The 15,285-nt window shown below is 38.7% G+C and carries 15 protein-coding genes; 7 read left to right on the top strand and 8 right to left on the bottom strand.

Going from position 1 to position 15,285, the window contains the following annotated elements:
* The first annotated feature begins 88 nt into the window (after positions 1 to 88).
* Entirely contained in the window at positions 89 to 664 is a 576-nt protein-coding gene (locus UXI14_RS10480) for a DUF1572 family protein (protein WP_335966096.1), read from the top strand.
* A 20-nt stretch (positions 665 to 684) separates the two neighbouring features.
* Here UXI14_RS10480 and UXI14_RS10475 read toward each other — a convergent pair whose 3' ends face one another.
* Positions 685 to 1,569, bottom strand: coding sequence for a lysophospholipid acyltransferase family protein (locus UXI14_RS10475; RefSeq protein ID WP_335966095.1), 885 nt, complete (start codon positions 1,567 to 1,569; stop codon positions 685 to 687).
* Positions 1,570 to 1,749: 180 nt separating this feature from the next.
* Between UXI14_RS10475 and UXI14_RS10470 the strand changes: the two genes are divergently transcribed.
* The 4 genes from UXI14_RS10470 to UXI14_RS10455 all read left to right on the top strand — a co-directional run bounded on the left by UXI14_RS10470 (position 1,750) and on the right by UXI14_RS10455 (position 4,499).
* Positions 1,750 to 2,397, top strand: a complete 648-nt coding sequence (locus UXI14_RS10470) for a rhomboid family intramembrane serine protease (RefSeq protein WP_335966094.1) — start codon at positions 1,750 to 1,752, stop codon at positions 2,395 to 2,397.
* Positions 2,398 to 2,476: 79 nt separating this feature from the next.
* On the top strand, positions 2,477 to 3,163 hold the full coding sequence (locus UXI14_RS10465; protein WP_335966093.1) for an SIMPL domain-containing protein: 687 nt from the start codon (positions 2,477 to 2,479) through the stop codon (positions 3,161 to 3,163).
* 229 nt (positions 3,164 to 3,392) lie between these two features.
* Positions 3,393 to 3,905 (top strand): tetratricopeptide repeat protein, encoded by a 513-nt coding sequence (locus UXI14_RS10460; RefSeq protein ID WP_335966092.1) that lies wholly within the window; start codon positions 3,393 to 3,395, stop codon positions 3,903 to 3,905.
* A 162-nt stretch (positions 3,906 to 4,067) separates the two neighbouring features.
* A complete protein-coding gene (locus tag UXI14_RS10455) occupies positions 4,068 to 4,499 on the top strand; it encodes a hypothetical protein (protein WP_335966091.1) in 432 nt (143 codons plus the stop codon).
* Positions 4,500 to 4,611: 112 nt separating this feature from the next.
* Here UXI14_RS10455 and UXI14_RS10450 read toward each other — a convergent pair whose 3' ends face one another.
* The gene (locus UXI14_RS10450; protein WP_335966090.1) at positions 4,612 to 4,791 is read right to left on the bottom strand and encodes a hypothetical protein; all 180 of its coding nucleotides are present in this window, start codon (positions 4,789 to 4,791) and stop codon (positions 4,612 to 4,614) included.
* Between UXI14_RS10450 and UXI14_RS10445 the strand changes: the two genes are divergently transcribed.
* On the top strand, positions 4,781 to 6,061 hold the full coding sequence (locus UXI14_RS10445) for a M4 family metallopeptidase (RefSeq protein WP_335966089.1): 1,281 nt from the start codon (positions 4,781 to 4,783) through the stop codon (positions 6,059 to 6,061). The two genes, UXI14_RS10450 and UXI14_RS10445, sit on opposite strands and share 11 nt — an antisense overlap.
* A gap of 125 nt (positions 6,062 to 6,186) precedes the next feature.
* Here the strand turns inward: UXI14_RS10445 and UXI14_RS10440 are convergent, their stop codons facing one another.
* A complete protein-coding gene (locus UXI14_RS10440) occupies positions 6,187 to 7,296 on the bottom strand; it encodes a TlpA disulfide reductase family protein (RefSeq protein WP_335966088.1) in 1,110 nt (369 codons plus the stop codon).
* Positions 7,297 to 7,425: 129 nt separating this feature from the next.
* A complete protein-coding gene (locus tag UXI14_RS10435; RefSeq protein ID WP_335966086.1) occupies positions 7,426 to 7,920 on the bottom strand; it encodes a hypothetical protein in 495 nt (164 codons plus the stop codon).
* Between the two features lie 81 nt (positions 7,921 to 8,001).
* Between UXI14_RS10435 and UXI14_RS10430 the strand changes: the two genes are divergently transcribed.
* Complete coding sequence (locus tag UXI14_RS10430; RefSeq protein WP_335966085.1) at positions 8,002 to 10,887, top strand: FAD-linked oxidase C-terminal domain-containing protein; 2,886 nt, start codon at positions 8,002 to 8,004, stop codon at positions 10,885 to 10,887.
* 11 nt (positions 10,888 to 10,898) lie between these two features.
* Here UXI14_RS10430 and trxA read toward each other — a convergent pair whose 3' ends face one another.
* The 4 genes from trxA to UXI14_RS10410 form a co-directional block, all read right to left on the bottom strand.
* Positions 10,899 to 11,198, bottom strand: coding sequence for a thioredoxin (trxA, locus tag UXI14_RS10425; RefSeq protein ID WP_277899290.1), 300 nt, complete (start codon positions 11,196 to 11,198; stop codon positions 10,899 to 10,901).
* Between the two features lie 129 nt (positions 11,199 to 11,327).
* Positions 11,328 to 11,609, bottom strand: coding sequence for a DUF3817 domain-containing protein (locus tag UXI14_RS10420; protein ID WP_277899291.1), 282 nt, complete (start codon positions 11,607 to 11,609; stop codon positions 11,328 to 11,330).
* A gap of 100 nt (positions 11,610 to 11,709) precedes the next feature.
* Positions 11,710 to 13,062, bottom strand: a complete 1,353-nt coding sequence (locus UXI14_RS10415; RefSeq protein WP_335966084.1) for a dipeptidase — start codon at positions 13,060 to 13,062, stop codon at positions 11,710 to 11,712.
* Positions 13,063 to 13,216: 154 nt separating this feature from the next.
* Positions 13,217 to 15,028, bottom strand: a complete 1,812-nt coding sequence (locus UXI14_RS10410; protein ID WP_335966083.1) for an SLC13 family permease — start codon at positions 15,026 to 15,028, stop codon at positions 13,217 to 13,219.
* Between the last annotated feature and the right edge of the window lie 257 nt (positions 15,029 to 15,285).

Genomic DNA, 15,285 nt, shown 5'->3' with positions numbered 1-15,285 from the left:
AATTATATAAGTATTTTTTAATGAATTTAAAATACAGTCTTTTTTTGATTGAATTTTGTAATTTTAGTATTAGAAATATATTTCTTGGATGCAAACAGAGTACATCAATAGCGTAAAAAAACAATTTGCCTATTACAAAAAACTGGGCGAGTTAACCTTTGGGCAAGTGCAGGAAAAGGACTTGTTCTGGAAATACAATGGTGAAAGCAATTCTATTGCCATTATTGTTAATCATTTATGGGGGAATATGTTGTCGCGGTGGACAAATTTCCTTACCGAAGATGGTGAAAAAGAATGGCGGGAGCGTGATTTGGAGTTTGAAGATGTAATAGCTTCAAAAGAAGAAATGTTGCAAAAATGGGATGCCGGCTGGCGCTGTTTGTTCAACGCCCTTGACAGTCTGGACGAAACTAATTTCCATCAGCAAATTTATATCCGCAATCAAGGTCATAGTGTAATGGAGGCCATAAACAGGCAACTGGCGCATTATTCTTATCATATTGGTCAGATTGTATTTCTGGGAACATTGCTAAAAGGCGCCGAATGGAAAAGTTTGTCAATCCCAAAAGGCGCTTCTAAATCTTATAACGATAAAAAATTTTCGAAAGAAAAACACGCAGCACATTTTACAGATGAATATTTAAAGCCCGGTAAGGATAATTAATTCCGACGATGAACAGCTAACTAATCCTTTGGGGCCTTGTCTTTGTGTTTAAAGCGGTTGTGCGTCCATAAATAGTATTCGGGCTGGTTACTTATCTCTTTTTCTAAGTATTCCCAATAAATATCGGTTATTTTATAATCGGGAAAATCCTTGGAACTATCGGTTATGTTTACGATGGTGGTTTCGTAATACCCTCGTTTAACTTTCTTTATGCAAAAGAAAACCACGGCCATGTCGAATTTCTTTGCTAAGGTCTCGGCGGCAGTAAAAACAGGCACTTTTACACCAAAAAATTCCCGCCAGTATTTTGTATGCTGTACCTGCGGGGATTGATCGTTTACAAAACCATACAACGACAAATGGTTTTCTCGTTGATGCTTTAAAATTACCTTGGCTGTATTGTACCTGGAAACGAGCTCGCCGCCATTTTTTTTCCGGGTTTTTTTTATTAGCCTGTCAAAATACTTATTTGTTAAAGGTGAATAAATGCCATAACCATTATGTTTTATGTGGTTCCCAAGAGAGAGCACCCATTCGTAATTGGCATAATGGCCACAAAGCAGGGCAACGCTTTTATTTTCCTCGGCATATTTGTCGAGCAATTCCAAATTGTGGAATACCGCCCTTTTGTCCATTTCTTTGCGCGACATGGTCAACGATTTTATCATCTCCAAGAAAAGATCGCACATATGTTGGTAAAATTTCTTTCTGATAACCAGTAGTTCGGCTTCACTTTTTTCGGGAAAGCAAAGTTCTAAGTTTTTTAAAACCAGTTTTTTTCTATATCCAATTACATGGTACAAAAGCATAAAAATACCATCTGAAACCTTGTAAAATATAGGGAACGGAAGAATAGATATACACCATAAAATGGGGTAGGTAAGCAAATAAATCAGTAATTGCATCCAGTAAGTATTTTGGCAAATGTAAACAAATTTTTTTCGTGGGAAATTTATTAAAAAAATTGGCAGGAAAATTACAGTTCTACTTTTTAGATGAAACCCGGATTTATATTTTTCGCATCAAAATCTCATCCGTTAAAGAGGAAATATAGCTATATTTGATGCTAAACCTTTTTGTTGTTTATGAATTTAAGTATTGCAACCATTGTTATTATTGCCGCCAACGTATTGGTTTCCATAAAAGGCTTTAATGATTTCTCTTTTTTCGAACGTTACAAATTCAACATAGGCGCCATTCGCCGTGGGGAGCACATAAGGGCATTAACCTCGGGGTTTCTGCATGTAGATTTTACGCACCTGCTGTTTAACATGTTGACGCTTTATTTTTTTGCCCCCATTGTAGTCCGCCATTTTGGCGACCCCAAATTTCTGGTAATCTACTTTGTTAGTTTGCTTACGGGTAGTTTATTGTCGCTTAATTTCCATAAAGAAGAATACCATTACAGTGCAGTTGGCGCAAGTGGTGCAGTAACAGGCGTGCTTTATGCCGCTATTTTATTGCAACCCGGCATGCGGTTGGCGTTTTTCTTTATACCCATTCCCATACCGGCCTATATTTTTGGAATTGGCTATTTGCTATATTCTATCTACGGGATGAAGGCGCGCATAGGGAACATAGGTCATACGGCACATTTTGGCGGCGCCATTGGCGGTTATGTAATGACACTTATCTTTAGTCCGTCGCTCGTTACGCAAGAACCTTTAATGGTTGCCTTGCTCGCCATACCGATTATTGTTTTGTTTATACTGGAAAAAACCGGAAAAATATAGTTTGGCACCGTGTTTGGTATGGTATGCTATTATAAAAAGAAACCAAATAATTTATAGTAAAAATCAAAAAGCAAGATTTATGAAAAAAATAATCATTTTAGCAATCGCAATTATGGGTATTACAAATTTACAAGCACAGCAAATGGCAACACCTTCTATTTCTGTTGAAGGGGAAGGCACCATAAAAGTTGTTCCAGATCAAGTATTGATAAAAGTCCGTGTGGAAAGCGAAGGTAATTCGGCACAAAAGGTTAAGACCGATAACGATGCTGCTATTGACAAAGTTTTGAAATATACAAAGTCGATGAAAATCGACGATAAAGATGTAAAGACCGAATATATCAACCTGAACAAAAACTACGATTACCAAACCAAGGAATATAAATACGTGGCCAACCAGTCCATTTCCATTTTATTGAAGGATTTAAGCAAATATGCCGAGTTTACACAAGGGCTCTTGAATGCCGGTATTAATAGGATCGATGGCGTGACTTTCAAGTCCACTAAAATAGATGAACTGAACTCCCAGGCCCGCATTGCCGCGATTAAAGATGCAAAAGAAAAGGCAAATGAATATGCTGCGGCCATTGGCCAGAGCATTGGAAAGGCCATGAATATATCCGAATCGGGATCTATCGCGCCGCCACAGCCTGTATACAGAATGGAAATGATGAAGGCTTCAGACAGTGGCTCGGCCGAAAACACAATAGCAATCGGGGAAATGGTCGTAAAAGCTACCATAAATGCTTCCTTTGAGCTGAAATAACATCAGCTTCATATATAAAAAATAGAAAAGGGATTGCCATTAGGGTAATCCTTTTTTTATTGTGGTGAAGAGTAATCATGTTAAAAAACAGAAATCAGGACATATTCCATTAAAAAACACACTTTTTTAATATCTTAGGCCCTTCTTTTTAAAAATACCAAATGGAATTTGTTTTTCAATATTTCCGCAAAGCGGAGATTTTGCAATACATGTTCTTTAGTAATGTGCAATGGGGCTAAAAATAATATATTTCTTGATGCTTTTGGTGGTGGGATATGGTTATTGCCAAAGTCCGCAAAGCAAATTGATAGACAGTTTAAACCTTACGGAAAACCTTGAGAGAAGAATTGAGCTAAGCCAGCAAATCGCTTTGCAATTTATGGGCACAGACTGGGAAAGGGCCATTACGTATTTGGAACTGGCCGAAAACGAAGCGAAGAAATCCAACGACCCCGAAGCCTTTTTGGCACCTATTTATATTACGGCCGCCAAAATGTATTCATCAAAAGATGTTTTGGATGTAACCTTGGATTATTACCAAAAAGCCTATGCCATTTATAAAAAGCAGGGCAACCATACCGAAATGGCCAAAATGGAAAACAACCTGGCCATTATTTATGCCCAAGGCAACGACAAAGACAGGGCAATGGAATATTTTATGCACGTTTATGCGTATCAGGCAAAGAAAAACGATTCGGTGCAATTGGTAAAGATCCTTAACAATAGGGGACCCTTTATTTAAGCAACGATATTGATTCTTCTTTGTATTACTTCAAAAAAAGCACATTCAATTTCCAAAAAGCTTAAAAACAATACCCTAAATGTGTATGTATATACCAATTTGGCGCGTGCTTATTATTTAAAAAGCGATAGCCTGCAAACAAAATAGTACTTCGAAAAAGCATTGGCCAATACCAAACTCCCTATTGACAGTTCTACCAAAGCATTTGTATATAGCTCCCTTTCTCAATATTATTACATGAGGAACCAAAACGATTCTGCCATCGTGTACGCCGCTAAAACACTCAATTTGGACAAGGATAATTTTTATAGCTTCACCAATGAAAAAGTAACTAATATTTTATACAAATCCTATATTAGTAAAGAAGATTATAAAAAGGCCGCCCAGTATTACGAGCGCTATAATGCCATAAGGGACAGCTTGAACATAGAAGAGAAAGCCGTAAATGTAGAACGGTTAAAATTGGAGCAGGAATACAAAACCCGGTCGCAGATACAAGCCCTGAACGAAGAAAAAAAACGTTTTAAGTATTATGTGGTCGGACTTATACTGGTAGTGGGTATTCTTGTTTTGGCAATACTGCTTATTAGGTAGAGAAACAAAAATGTAAAAAGCCGTCTGGAGCGGGAAATACTAAAGGCTAAACAGCAGGAGCTAAAACAAAACCTCGACGCAAAAAACAAGGTTTTAATAGGGAAGGCGCCTATTATAAAGTTAGGGAGACCGGAAAGGAAGTTGCGGCATTTGGTACCATAACAGAAAATATCCAGCCATTAAGCAGTAGCCCTTCCATTGGCGCAGAAACCGCTTTAAATAAAGCATTGGCGATGGTAAGTGCAAAAAAATATATTTGGGAAAGCACCAAAATGGCTTCAATGCTCGACAAAAAAATAGGCAGTAAGCCTAAAGGAGAGCTGGTGTATGTAGGACCAGAATTTTCTTCGCAGTTAAAAAGCCATCATTTGGCATGGAAATACAACATATATGCGCTACAGCCCCAATCCAGTCAAACAATTTATGTAGATGCCAACTCTGGCAATGTCATTTTAAAACTAGACTTGCAAATGGATACCGATTATTACAGAGGTACGGGTGCTGGTCGTTATTCTGGAAATGTGGAATTTTCAACCCACCGCTTTGAAGAAGGGTTTAAATTAGGCGGAATTACGGGAAAATTCGATACAGAAGTAGTTACATGGAACATGAACAATGCACCGTACCCTTCTGATGAGATCATCACTGAATTTGTTGACGGAGACAACTTATGGAACCTTAACAATCCCTCGCATGATGAAGTCGCTATTGATATTCAATGGGGGCTGGAACAATCTATAAACTATTATGCCGACAAGTTTAACAGAAATAGTGTAGACGATAACGGAATGACCATAATTGGGCTTGCTCATTTAGGCAATAGATACAGCAATGCATCATGGACCGGTGGATGGGCCCAATTTGGAGATGGAAGCAACAACAACCCCTTTACATCATTAGGGATTGTAGGCCACGAGTTAACGCATGCCGTTACACAATTTTCTGCCGGACTAATTTATCAAGGAGAATCAGGGGCGTTAAACGAGGCCTTTAGCGATATGTTTGGTATCGCAATAGAGTTTAATGTAGGAAAAGATACCCCAGAAGACATATGGCAGTTAGGTAATGAAATCTATCAATATGGATCGATGAGAAGTATGTCGAATCCAAACGACTTTAATCAACCGGATACCTACGGAGGCATGAACTGGGCAAATCCCGACGATATGGCCACAGACAATGGAGGAGTACACATAAATAGTGGTATAGCAAACTTTTGGTTTTATTTACTTACTGAAGGTGGGGAAGATGTAAACGATAATGGCGAAAATTACAGCGTAACAGGCATAGGTATAGAGAAAGCAGAAAAAATAGCTTATAAAACCCTTACGGAATACTTAACCCCTTCTTCTCAATTTATCGAAGCCAGGATTGCTTCCTTGCTGGCTACAGAAGATTTGTATGGTATAGGGTCAGAAGAATATATCCAGGTAAGTAATGCATGGCATGCAGTCGGGGTAGGCGGGCCTTACTCTAAAAAGCAAATAAATTTAGTATCCTATGAAGGCCCAACAGCCCAATGTGGAAATTTAAGAGGAATTGTTCGATTTAAATCAACGTAACCGTGTTATTCAATTCTCGATAGGATATTTCTTTAAATAATAAAAAATTGGATTAGCAAGCAAAAACGGGCTACCGATTAAAATTGGCAACCCGTTTTTTTGTTTGAGTATATTCCGTATTACGGTTATTGCAATAAACTTGCTATTTTTTCATTTAAAGCTTCACCGCGAAGGTCTTTTGCTATAATTTTTCCGTCTTCGTCCAAAATATAGGTAGCTGGAATAGAGCGAATATTGTATAACTGGGCTATTGGATCTTGCCAAAATTTTAAATTAGACATGTGCTTCCAAGGTAATTGATCTTCTTCAATGGCCTTTTTCCAATCTTCGGCTTTTCTATCCAGAGAAACCCCAACTACATTTAATCCTTTATCATGGTATTCTTTGTACAATGCTACCAAATTGGGGTTTTCGGCCCGGCAAGGTTTGCACCATGCAGCCCAAAAATCAAGGATGGTAACTTTTCCCAAAGACTCTTTTAAAGAAATTGTTTCTCCGTCGGGGGTGGGCGCAGAAAAATCGGGAGCTATGGCTCCAATGGCCAATTTATCTATATCGCCAAGTTCTTTTGCAATGGATTTTCCCATTTCGGTATTTCGTATGTCTTCTGACAAACCTTTGAACAGCGTGTTTACTTCTTCCGGGGTTTTAGACTTGGTTCGCATCATTTGTTGTATAACTAACAATGAGATGTACGAATCTTTGTTGTTTGCCACAAAATCCTGTTCGTAATCTTTAGCTTCCTGCTGTACTTCTTCAAATGTTTCTTTTAAAGTGTTCAAGGTAACGGTGTCGCCTTTTTGTTGCGCTTCCATGCCTTGTTTTTGAATATCCATCATTTTTTTGCGGATATTTCTTGAGTTTTGTATAAAGGCCGTAAAATCTTCATTAGACGGGGTTCCTTCAATTTTAGAGAAATTAAGGCTGTCTTTGTATGCCGTAACAGAAATATTTCCTTCTTCTAAAATAATAGGCAGAACACCCCGAATGCCTTCAAAATATAAGTAATGCATTTCCGGGCCTTCTGTTTCTCCAGAAAACTCAAAAGAACCTTCTTTAACTTCCAATGTATCAAGAACCTCTGGGCGTTGGCCATCTACCGGTTTTTGTAAATACACTTTCTTTCCGTCTTCAACACCATCTACGTTTACGGTTACTTTGTATGTGTTATCCTTTGTTTTATTACAAGCTACTAATGCAACGAATAATAAAAGAATACTTCCAATTTTTCTCATTAATTTCTATTTATACTGTTTTATTCCCTACAAAGTTAAAATTTCATTCCAATCCTTAAAGACAATTAACAAATAAAAAGCCCTGAACTTTGTATTTTCAGGGCTCTTTGGCTTTTTTTTATTATGTTTTTAGAATTGGTATCGGATACCCAATGCAATATCAAAATCAAAATCATCATCGAAATCTCCAAAGCCAAGTTCAGGCCTAAAGTCCAACGACAATAATAACGGAATATTAAAATTGTATTCCACGCCGACATCCCCGGCCAAAAAACCAAACATTCCGCTGTCATCATAGTCATTACCATCAATATAATCATCGTCATGATCATATCCGCCTAAACCACCACCGGCACCAACGTACCAGTTAAAGTCGCCTTCAATAGGGAATACCCATTGGTACAAGCCCGTAACTTTAAAAGCATCGTAATGGCTATTGTCTTTCCATCCCAAATCAAATTCCAACCGGTTGCTGGCCGCAATGGCTCTTTGATACGAAATTTCCGCACCAAAACCGTCGCCTTGTCCTAAACGGAGACCGAGCGCATTTTTTGAAATTTCCTGGGAAAACCCACTTGTTGCAAATCCTATTGCTAAAACACTAAAAAATATTAGCTTTTTCATAAATTTAGTTTTTGATTTGTAATAAATACGGTACTAATTTAACTTAAAGTTGACACAGTCTTGTTAAATATTCCTAAAAATATGTTAACCGATTTAGAATCAAAGCTTAACGGAAAGCTTTTTTTCGATAAGCTTCACAGAACAATTTATGCAACCGATGCATCGGTATACCGTGCTATTCCTTTTGGAGTGGCTTACCCGGCAAACCTTGAAGACATCAAGCTACTTGTTACGTTTTGCAATGGTAATAATTTGCCAATTATACCGCGTACAGCAGGAACTTCACTGGCGGGACAATGTGTAGGCGAGGGCCTTGTGGTGGATGTTTCCAAATTTTTTACCAAAATCCTTGCAGTCGACGAAAAACAAAAGACCGTTACCGTTGAGCCAGGCGTGATCCGCGATGAGCTCAACTTGTACTTAAAACCCTACGGCTTTTTCTTTGGGCCCAATACATCAACTTCCAATAGATGCATGATAGGGGGTATGACCGGTAATAACTCCAGTGGCACAACATCAATAAAATATGGTGTTACCCGCGATAAGGTTTTAGAAATCGAGGCTGTTTTAAGTGATGGGAGCGAGGCTGTTTTTAAATCTTTGTCCGCAGAAGAATTTCAGCAAAAGCTTGGGCTAAAAACATTGGAAGGAGATATCTACAGAAAAATATATGATGAATTATCTGCTGAAGGCATTAAGGAACAAATACACGAAAATTTCCCGAAACCGGAAATTCACAGAAGAAATACAGGATATGCAGTCGATGAATTGTTGAAACTACAGCCTTTTAGTTCCAATGGCGGTCAGTTTAATATGTGTAAACTCATTGCCGGAAGCGAAGGAACCTTGGTTTTTATCACCAAGCTTAAATTACAGCTCGATGCACCCATGCCCGAAAAGGCGGTAATGATTGCGGCTCATTACAAAAGCGTGTCCGATTGTTGCGGTTCTGTTTACGAAGTAATGCAGCACGACCTATTTACTTGCGAAATGATGGACAAGGTGATTTTGGACTGTACAAAAAACAACAAATCGCAATTGCCCAACCGGTTTTTTATTGAAGGCGACCCACAGGCCATTTTAATGTTGGAATTAAGGGATGATGATAAAAATAAACTGGAAGAAAAAACCGCGGCATTGCTGAAAACACTCGACAATAGCCTAAGTTATGCACATCCGTTGCTTTATGGTGCCGAGATTGACCAGGCACTGGAATTGCGAAAAGCGGGACTGGGTTTGTTGGGTAATATCGTGGGCGATAAAAAAGCAGTTGCCTGTATTGAAGATACCGCCGTAAATATTGAAGATTTAAGCGCTTACATCACAGAATTTTCGGCCATCATGGAAAAATACAAACAAAATGCAGTGTATTATGCACATGCGGGGGCAGGAGAATTGCATTTACGACCCATTTTGGACCTGAAAAAAAGCGAAGATATACAGCTTTTTAGGCAAATTACTACCGATGTTGCCCATTTGGTAAAAAAATATGGAGGATCCATGAGCGGAGAACATGGCGATGGAAGGGTGCGGGCCGAATTTGTGGAGTTGATGATAGGCGAGGGGAACTACCAATTGTTGAAGCGTATTAAAAAGGCTTTTGACCCCAATAATATATTCAATCCGGGGAAAATTGTGGATGCAGCCCCCATGGATACATCTTTGCGTTATGAAGCGGACAGGGAAGAGCCCGAAGTTGAGACCTTGATAGATTTCTCTGATTCCCTTGGGATTCTACGGGCGGCCGAAAAATGTAATGGAAGTGGAGATTGTAGGAAAACACACCTGTCCAACGGGGTGATGTGCCCAAGTTACCACGCTACCAAAAATGAAAAAGATACCACTCGTGCACGCGCCAATGCATTGCGCGAGTACTTAACAACTTCTACCAAACAGAATAAGTTTAACAGCAAAGAGCTAAAAGAAGTTTTTGACTTATGCATAAGCTGTAAGGCCTGTGGAAGCGAATGTCCCAGCAATGTTGATGTGGCCACGTTAAAAGCCGAATTTTTATACCAATATTACAAAGATAATCCGCCGTCTTTGCGCGACAAAGCCTTTGCCTTTAATACGCGTTTGAATAAATTGGGAAGTAGCTTTTCTCTATTGGCAAACAGCAAATTTTCTAGCGTACTGTTAAAAAATATGTTGAATATCGCTCCCGAAAGAACATTACCTGAAATTAAAAGTTTTAATTTCAATAAACACATTCAAAATACTAAAAATAAGATAGTTAAAAATAATAAAGTTATTCTTTATATTGATGAATTCACCAATTATTTGGACGCAGATGTTGGTAAAGATGCCATTGACTTATTAACAGCTTTGGGATATAACGTGAGTTTGTTTTATGGAGAAAGCGGACGCACATTTATCTCCAAAGGTTTTTTGAAGCAGGCCAAAAAACTGGCCAATGAAAATATAGCCAAATTAAAAGTGTTGATTGGCAAAGATTGTCCTGTTATTGGCATTGAACCGTCGGCTATTTTATCATTTAGAGACGAATACTTAAGGTTGGCCGATAATGAACCTGATGCAAAAAAGGTAGTACTAAACAGTTTTATTATCGAAGAATTCCTTTCAGAAGAAATAAAAAGAGGAAATATTACCGCAGACCTGTTTACCGAAGAAGCAAAAACCATTAAATACCATGCACATTGCCATCAAAAATCGCAATCCAATACCAAAGTTACTTTTGATGTGCTCAACCTTCCAAAGAATTACAGCGTTACCATGATTAATTCTGGGTGTTGCGGGATGGCAGGTTCTTTTGGGTATGAAAAGGAGCATTACAACGTAAGCATGCAAATAGGGGAGTTACGGCTTTTTCCGGCCGTGCGCAATGCAGACCCAGATACAATTATTGTTGCCAATGGCACCAGTTGCCGACACCAAATAAAAGACGGCACCAAAAGAGAGGCCATACACCCGGTTACATTGTTGAAAAATGCATTAAAGGATGCTTAAAAACGATTTCATTAAACATAACTTTTTAGCAGTTTTATCAAGTCGTTTTTAGAAACTACTCCAGAGCCGCGCCATACCGATGCCCCGTTTTTAAAAACCATAAAAGTAGGCACCCCGCGTACTTGAAATTTGCTGGCCAGTTCTTTGTTTTTGTCTACGTTTATTTTAATAATGTTGATATGCTCGCCCAAGCTCTCTTTTACTTCGGTTAAAATAGGCATCATTGTTTGGCACGGGCCGCACCAATCTGCATAAAAATCTATTAATACAGGTTTATTTACGTTTATTATATCTTTAAAACTACTTTGCATCTTGTTTATAATTATTTGTTATAGGGTAAACAATTGTTGGTCAACAACTTGTAAAAATAAGTTTGTTCCGCACAAAATATGTACGAAAAATTAGAGGATTTTGGTTGTCCGGAAAAAAGTCTTTTTTCTTTATGCGGGGCGTAAATAGCGACGTTCCATCCAAAATGTACCGAACGGAACAACAGAACACATTAAAATGATGAACAAGGTAGCATACGACCAGTTTTGCTTGCGTTGAAGTACCAAAGCCATTGCTACATATGTAATGAAAAGGATTCCATGAATCATTCCGATAATTTTATTCGGACCATGAAAATCGGCCATGTACTTGAGTGGCATGGTTACGCCGAAGAGTAATAAATAAGAAATTCCTTCTAATATGCTGATGAGTCTAAAATTCTTGATGTTCATAACATTTAATTTTCACGCAAAAATAAAGCACCGAATTGATTTTCGATGCTTTATAATTGTTAAAGGTATGTTTAAATCCCTTTTTGTATGTAAAACGTACTTAGCTTACATTATCTGCTTCAGTTGTACCTTCGGCTTCGGCCTGGATTTTTTTACCAATGGCTTCAACTTCATCCAGAACGCGTAAGAGGTTTCCGCTCCATAATTTTTCAATTTCTTCTTCGGTATAGCCTCTTTTAACCAGTTCTTTAGTTACGTTTATGGTTTCAGAAGCATCGTTCCAACCGTAAATTCCACCACCACCATCAAAATCGGAGCTAATACCAACATGGTCTATGCCAATTTTTTCAACTAAATAATCAATATGGTCCACAAAATCGGCAACATTTACCGGGTCTGCAACTTCACTCAGGGAGTCCAGTTTTGGTTTTGCAGCGGTTCGCATGGCTATATATTTTTCGTAATAGGCTTTGCGTTGATCTCCCGGCATTTTCATAACGCTGTCACGTTCTAAAAGTGGAAAACCTGCCTTTTCGGCTTCCATAGCAAGTACCTTTTTAACTTCTTCATCAAAAACACTGTCTTTTTTAACGTTTACATATGGCGAAAAAGCCACGGTTTGTATTACGCCACCGTTTTCTTTTAACCATTCCAGTTGCTCGTCGTCCAGGTTCCTGCTGTGGTTGCTCAATGCTCGGGCAGAGGAGTGGGAAGCAATGATCGGGGCTTTGGTAAGCTCTATAATTTGGCGCATGGATTCTTTGGAAGGGTGCGAAACATCGATCATCATACCGTATTTGTTCATTTCGGCAATTACCTGTTTGCCAAGTTCGCTCAAGCCATTGTTTAGCCAAATACTGTCTTTTTCCCCGGTATTGGAGTCGGCCAGTTGGCTATGGCCCTGATGCGCCAACGACATGTAACGGCCGCCAAGGTCGTAGAATTTTTTAACATTGCCAATGTCTGTCCCGATCGGGTACCCGTTTTCAACACCGATCATTGCCACTTTTTTGCCTTCGGAATGAATTCTCCGCACATCATCGGAGGTTAATGCCAGACCGATTTTATCTGGGGCTATTTCTTCGCAAAGTTTATGGATGGCCTCGAATTTGGAAATGGCATTTTCATAAGCCTTTTTGTAGCCTTCGGCATTTAACGAATCCTGCCCCGTGTATACAATAAGCCAGGCAACATCCAAACCGCCTTCTTCCATTTTAGGGAGTGTTATTTGTGTATCCAGGTCTTGAGTGTAGTTAATGGAGTCGGTAAAATTGTCAACATTAATGTCGCAATGCGTGTCGAGCGTAATAATGTGTTGCTGAATTTCTTTTGCCTTAGCAATAAGCTGGTCGTTGGTTAAAGAAACTTCTGCAATTTCTTTTTTTTCGGTTTGTTTACAGGAGAACATGGCCACTGCTGTAATAGCGAGCAGGCCGAATTTAATTTTTTGCATGGGTTTGAGTTATAGATTAGAAATTAGTTCTTGTAATTTATAACTATTAAGCTGATTCTACAAAAACTTGCATTAATTTTAAGTGAATGCCAATTTTGATGCCCCATAAATATAAAAGTTGAAGTTTATGCACATAAAAATTATGCATCTTGTATTACCCCGGAATCATTTTCCCCAAAAGGAGGGAAGCAGTAACCCAAAGGATTATGGACAGTATACCGCCAATAATTAAAAAGTGCTTAAACTTATAAAGCCCCAAACCGTAAATAAGCGTATTGGTTTGATACCCCAAAGGAGTGAAAAAACTAAAGTTTGCCGAAAACAAAACTGCCAAAATAAACGGTTTTAGCGGTAAATTGCTGGCCGTTGCGAGCGATATGGCAATGGGTGTCATAATAATTGCGGTAGCATTATTGGATATAATCCCGCTTAGCAACATGGTAAACAAAAATAAGAGCGCAATAATAATTACGGGCTGTTTTCCCGAAATAAGCTCCAGTAAATGCGATGAAACCCAAGCATCGGCACCGCTGTTGTTCATGGCTATCCCGAGCGGGATCATCCCGGCAAGCAAGAAAATGATTTCCCAGTTAATATTTTGGTAAACCTTGCTAAGTTCTATACAGTTAAAGAACAACAACAAAAAGCATCCGGTAAGCGAGCTGGCAAGAATAGAAAGTACACCGGAAGCCGCAAGGCCAATTACCGCCAGCATGATACAAAAAGTAAGCATTTTTTTTGTTTTGGACACCTGAGCATACGATGTATGTTCCTGCAAAACGGTCATATTTTCGGTGGTAGAGAGCTCGCTTAGCTTTCCTTCGGGAATTTCCACCAACAAGCGGTCGCCAACACGGAGCTTTATTTTATCTACGCTTATGTTAAGCAATTTATCCTTTACATTGGTAATATTTTTACGCCGTTTAATGGCCAAGGGCAAGGCACCGTTTATAGTGCGCCCTTTAAGCTCGTCTATAGAATATTGCAATAATGGTGCACCGGGAAGCATCAACAGTTCTACAATGGTATTCTGTTGAGGGTCTATTTCAATATCATCATCAACAGAAACATCAGAAACATCGTACTCGTTTATAACCAGTCCTTCGGTACCTTTTATTTTTACCAGGTTCTCCATATCGCAAGAGAGTAGGAGCTTATCGTTTTTTTTAAGGGTGATGTATTTTCCGGGGGATTTATTGGAAATGCCGTTCCTGGTAAGCTTTAACAGCGTAATGCCCAAATCGTTGTACAGAAAGGTATCTACAATTTTTTTATCGATCAGGCTGGAATTGTCGCCAATTTCGACATTGGTGAGGTATTGATCCAGTTCGTATTCAGAGTTTAAGTTTTTAGAAGTATCCCACGGAAGTAAAAAAGATGTAAGGGTAATAAAAACAATACCAATGCCCAGAAAAATAAGCCCGTAAAGAGAAAATTCGAAAAAAGTAAAGCGCTCGGCACCAAATTTGGCAGCTACCGAGTTAACAATCAGGTTGGTAGAAGTACCCATTAACGTACAGCTACCGCCCAAAATACCGGCAAAAGAAATGGGCAACAGCAATTTGGAGCGCGGGATATTGTATTTGGCAGACAATTCTGTCAAGATTTTAATAAAAACAATAACTACCGCCGTGGTACTTATAAAAGCCGAAATACTGCCCGAAATAACCATAAATGCAGGAATAAGCAATAAAATGGGCAATACTTTAAGCTTTTTTAGGCCATTTGCCAAAATATTTATAATTCCGTTCTGTTCCAGTGCAATGGCTATAATCATGAGGCAGAGCACCGTAATGGTAGCGCTGTTGGAAAAGCCGCTAACGGCTTCTTCGGGAGATACCACGCCAAACAACAACAAGCTTACAATAATAAAGAATGCAATTTTATCTACCGGAAAAACCTCGAGCGCAAAAAATAGTACGACCAAGAATAAAACGGAAAATACATATATAATTTCTACAGACATGGCAACGGGCTGGTAAAGAATGCAATTTTATCTACCGGAAAAACCTCGAGCGCAAAAAATAGTACGACCAAGAATAAAACGGAAAATACATATATAATTTCTACAGACATGGCAACGGGCTGGTTTTGATATACATTCTAATATATTTAGAATTTTTAGTATCTGTTTTGTATTTGTATGTAATTTAACATGTAACGGCATAAAACCAACATTACCATATGGACAGGAGGGGTTTTAAAATATTATATTTTACATAA

It is taken from the genome of Galbibacter sp. PAP.153 (assembly GCF_037029175.1).
Taxonomy (GTDB): Bacteria; Bacteroidota; Bacteroidia; order Flavobacteriales; family Flavobacteriaceae; genus Galbibacter; species Galbibacter pacificus.
The sequence above is the reverse complement of the archived record's forward strand: the minus strand, read 5'-3'. Positions and strand labels throughout refer to the sequence as shown.

What these genes read in the sequence shown, in the direction of transcription:
- UXI14_RS10435 (WP_335966086.1), bottom strand. Translation starts at nt 7,920, where the DNA reads ATGAAAAAGCTAATATTTTTTAGTGTTTTAGCAATAGGATTTGCAACA.
- trxA (WP_277899290.1), bottom strand. Translation starts at nt 11,198, where the DNA reads ATGCAAAGTAGTTTTAAAGATATAATAAACGTAAATAAACCTGTATTA.
- UXI14_RS10475 (WP_335966095.1), bottom strand. Translation starts at nt 1,569, where the DNA reads ATGCAATTACTGATTTATTTGCTTACCTACCCCATTTTATGGTGTATA.
- UXI14_RS10460 (WP_335966092.1), top strand. Translation starts at nt 3,393, where the DNA reads ATGGGGCTAAAAATAATATATTTCTTGATGCTTTTGGTGGTGGGATAT.
- UXI14_RS10420 (WP_277899291.1), bottom strand. Translation starts at nt 11,609, where the DNA reads ATGAACATCAAGAATTTTAGACTCATCAGCATATTAGAAGGAATTTCT.
- UXI14_RS10470 (WP_335966094.1), top strand. Translation starts at nt 1,750, where the DNA reads ATGAATTTAAGTATTGCAACCATTGTTATTATTGCCGCCAACGTATTG.
- UXI14_RS10480 (WP_335966096.1), top strand. Translation starts at nt 89, where the DNA reads ATGCAAACAGAGTACATCAATAGCGTAAAAAAACAATTTGCCTATTAC.
- UXI14_RS10440 (WP_335966088.1), bottom strand. Translation starts at nt 7,296, where the DNA reads ATGAGAAAAATTGGAAGTATTCTTTTATTATTCGTTGCATTAGTAGCT.
- UXI14_RS10415 (WP_335966084.1), bottom strand. Translation starts at nt 13,062, where the DNA reads ATGCAAAAAATTAAATTCGGCCTGCTCGCTATTACAGCAGTGGCCATG.
- UXI14_RS10410 (WP_335966083.1), bottom strand. Translation starts at nt 15,028, where the DNA reads ATGTCTGTAGAAATTATATATGTATTTTCCGTTTTATTCTTGGTCGTA.
- UXI14_RS10465 (WP_335966093.1), top strand. Translation starts at nt 2,477, where the DNA reads ATGAAAAAAATAATCATTTTAGCAATCGCAATTATGGGTATTACAAAT.
- UXI14_RS10445 (WP_335966089.1), top strand. Translation starts at nt 4,781, where the DNA reads ATGCTCGACAAAAAAATAGGCAGTAAGCCTAAAGGAGAGCTGGTGTAT.
- UXI14_RS10430 (WP_335966085.1), top strand. Translation starts at nt 8,002, where the DNA reads ATGTTAACCGATTTAGAATCAAAGCTTAACGGAAAGCTTTTTTTCGAT.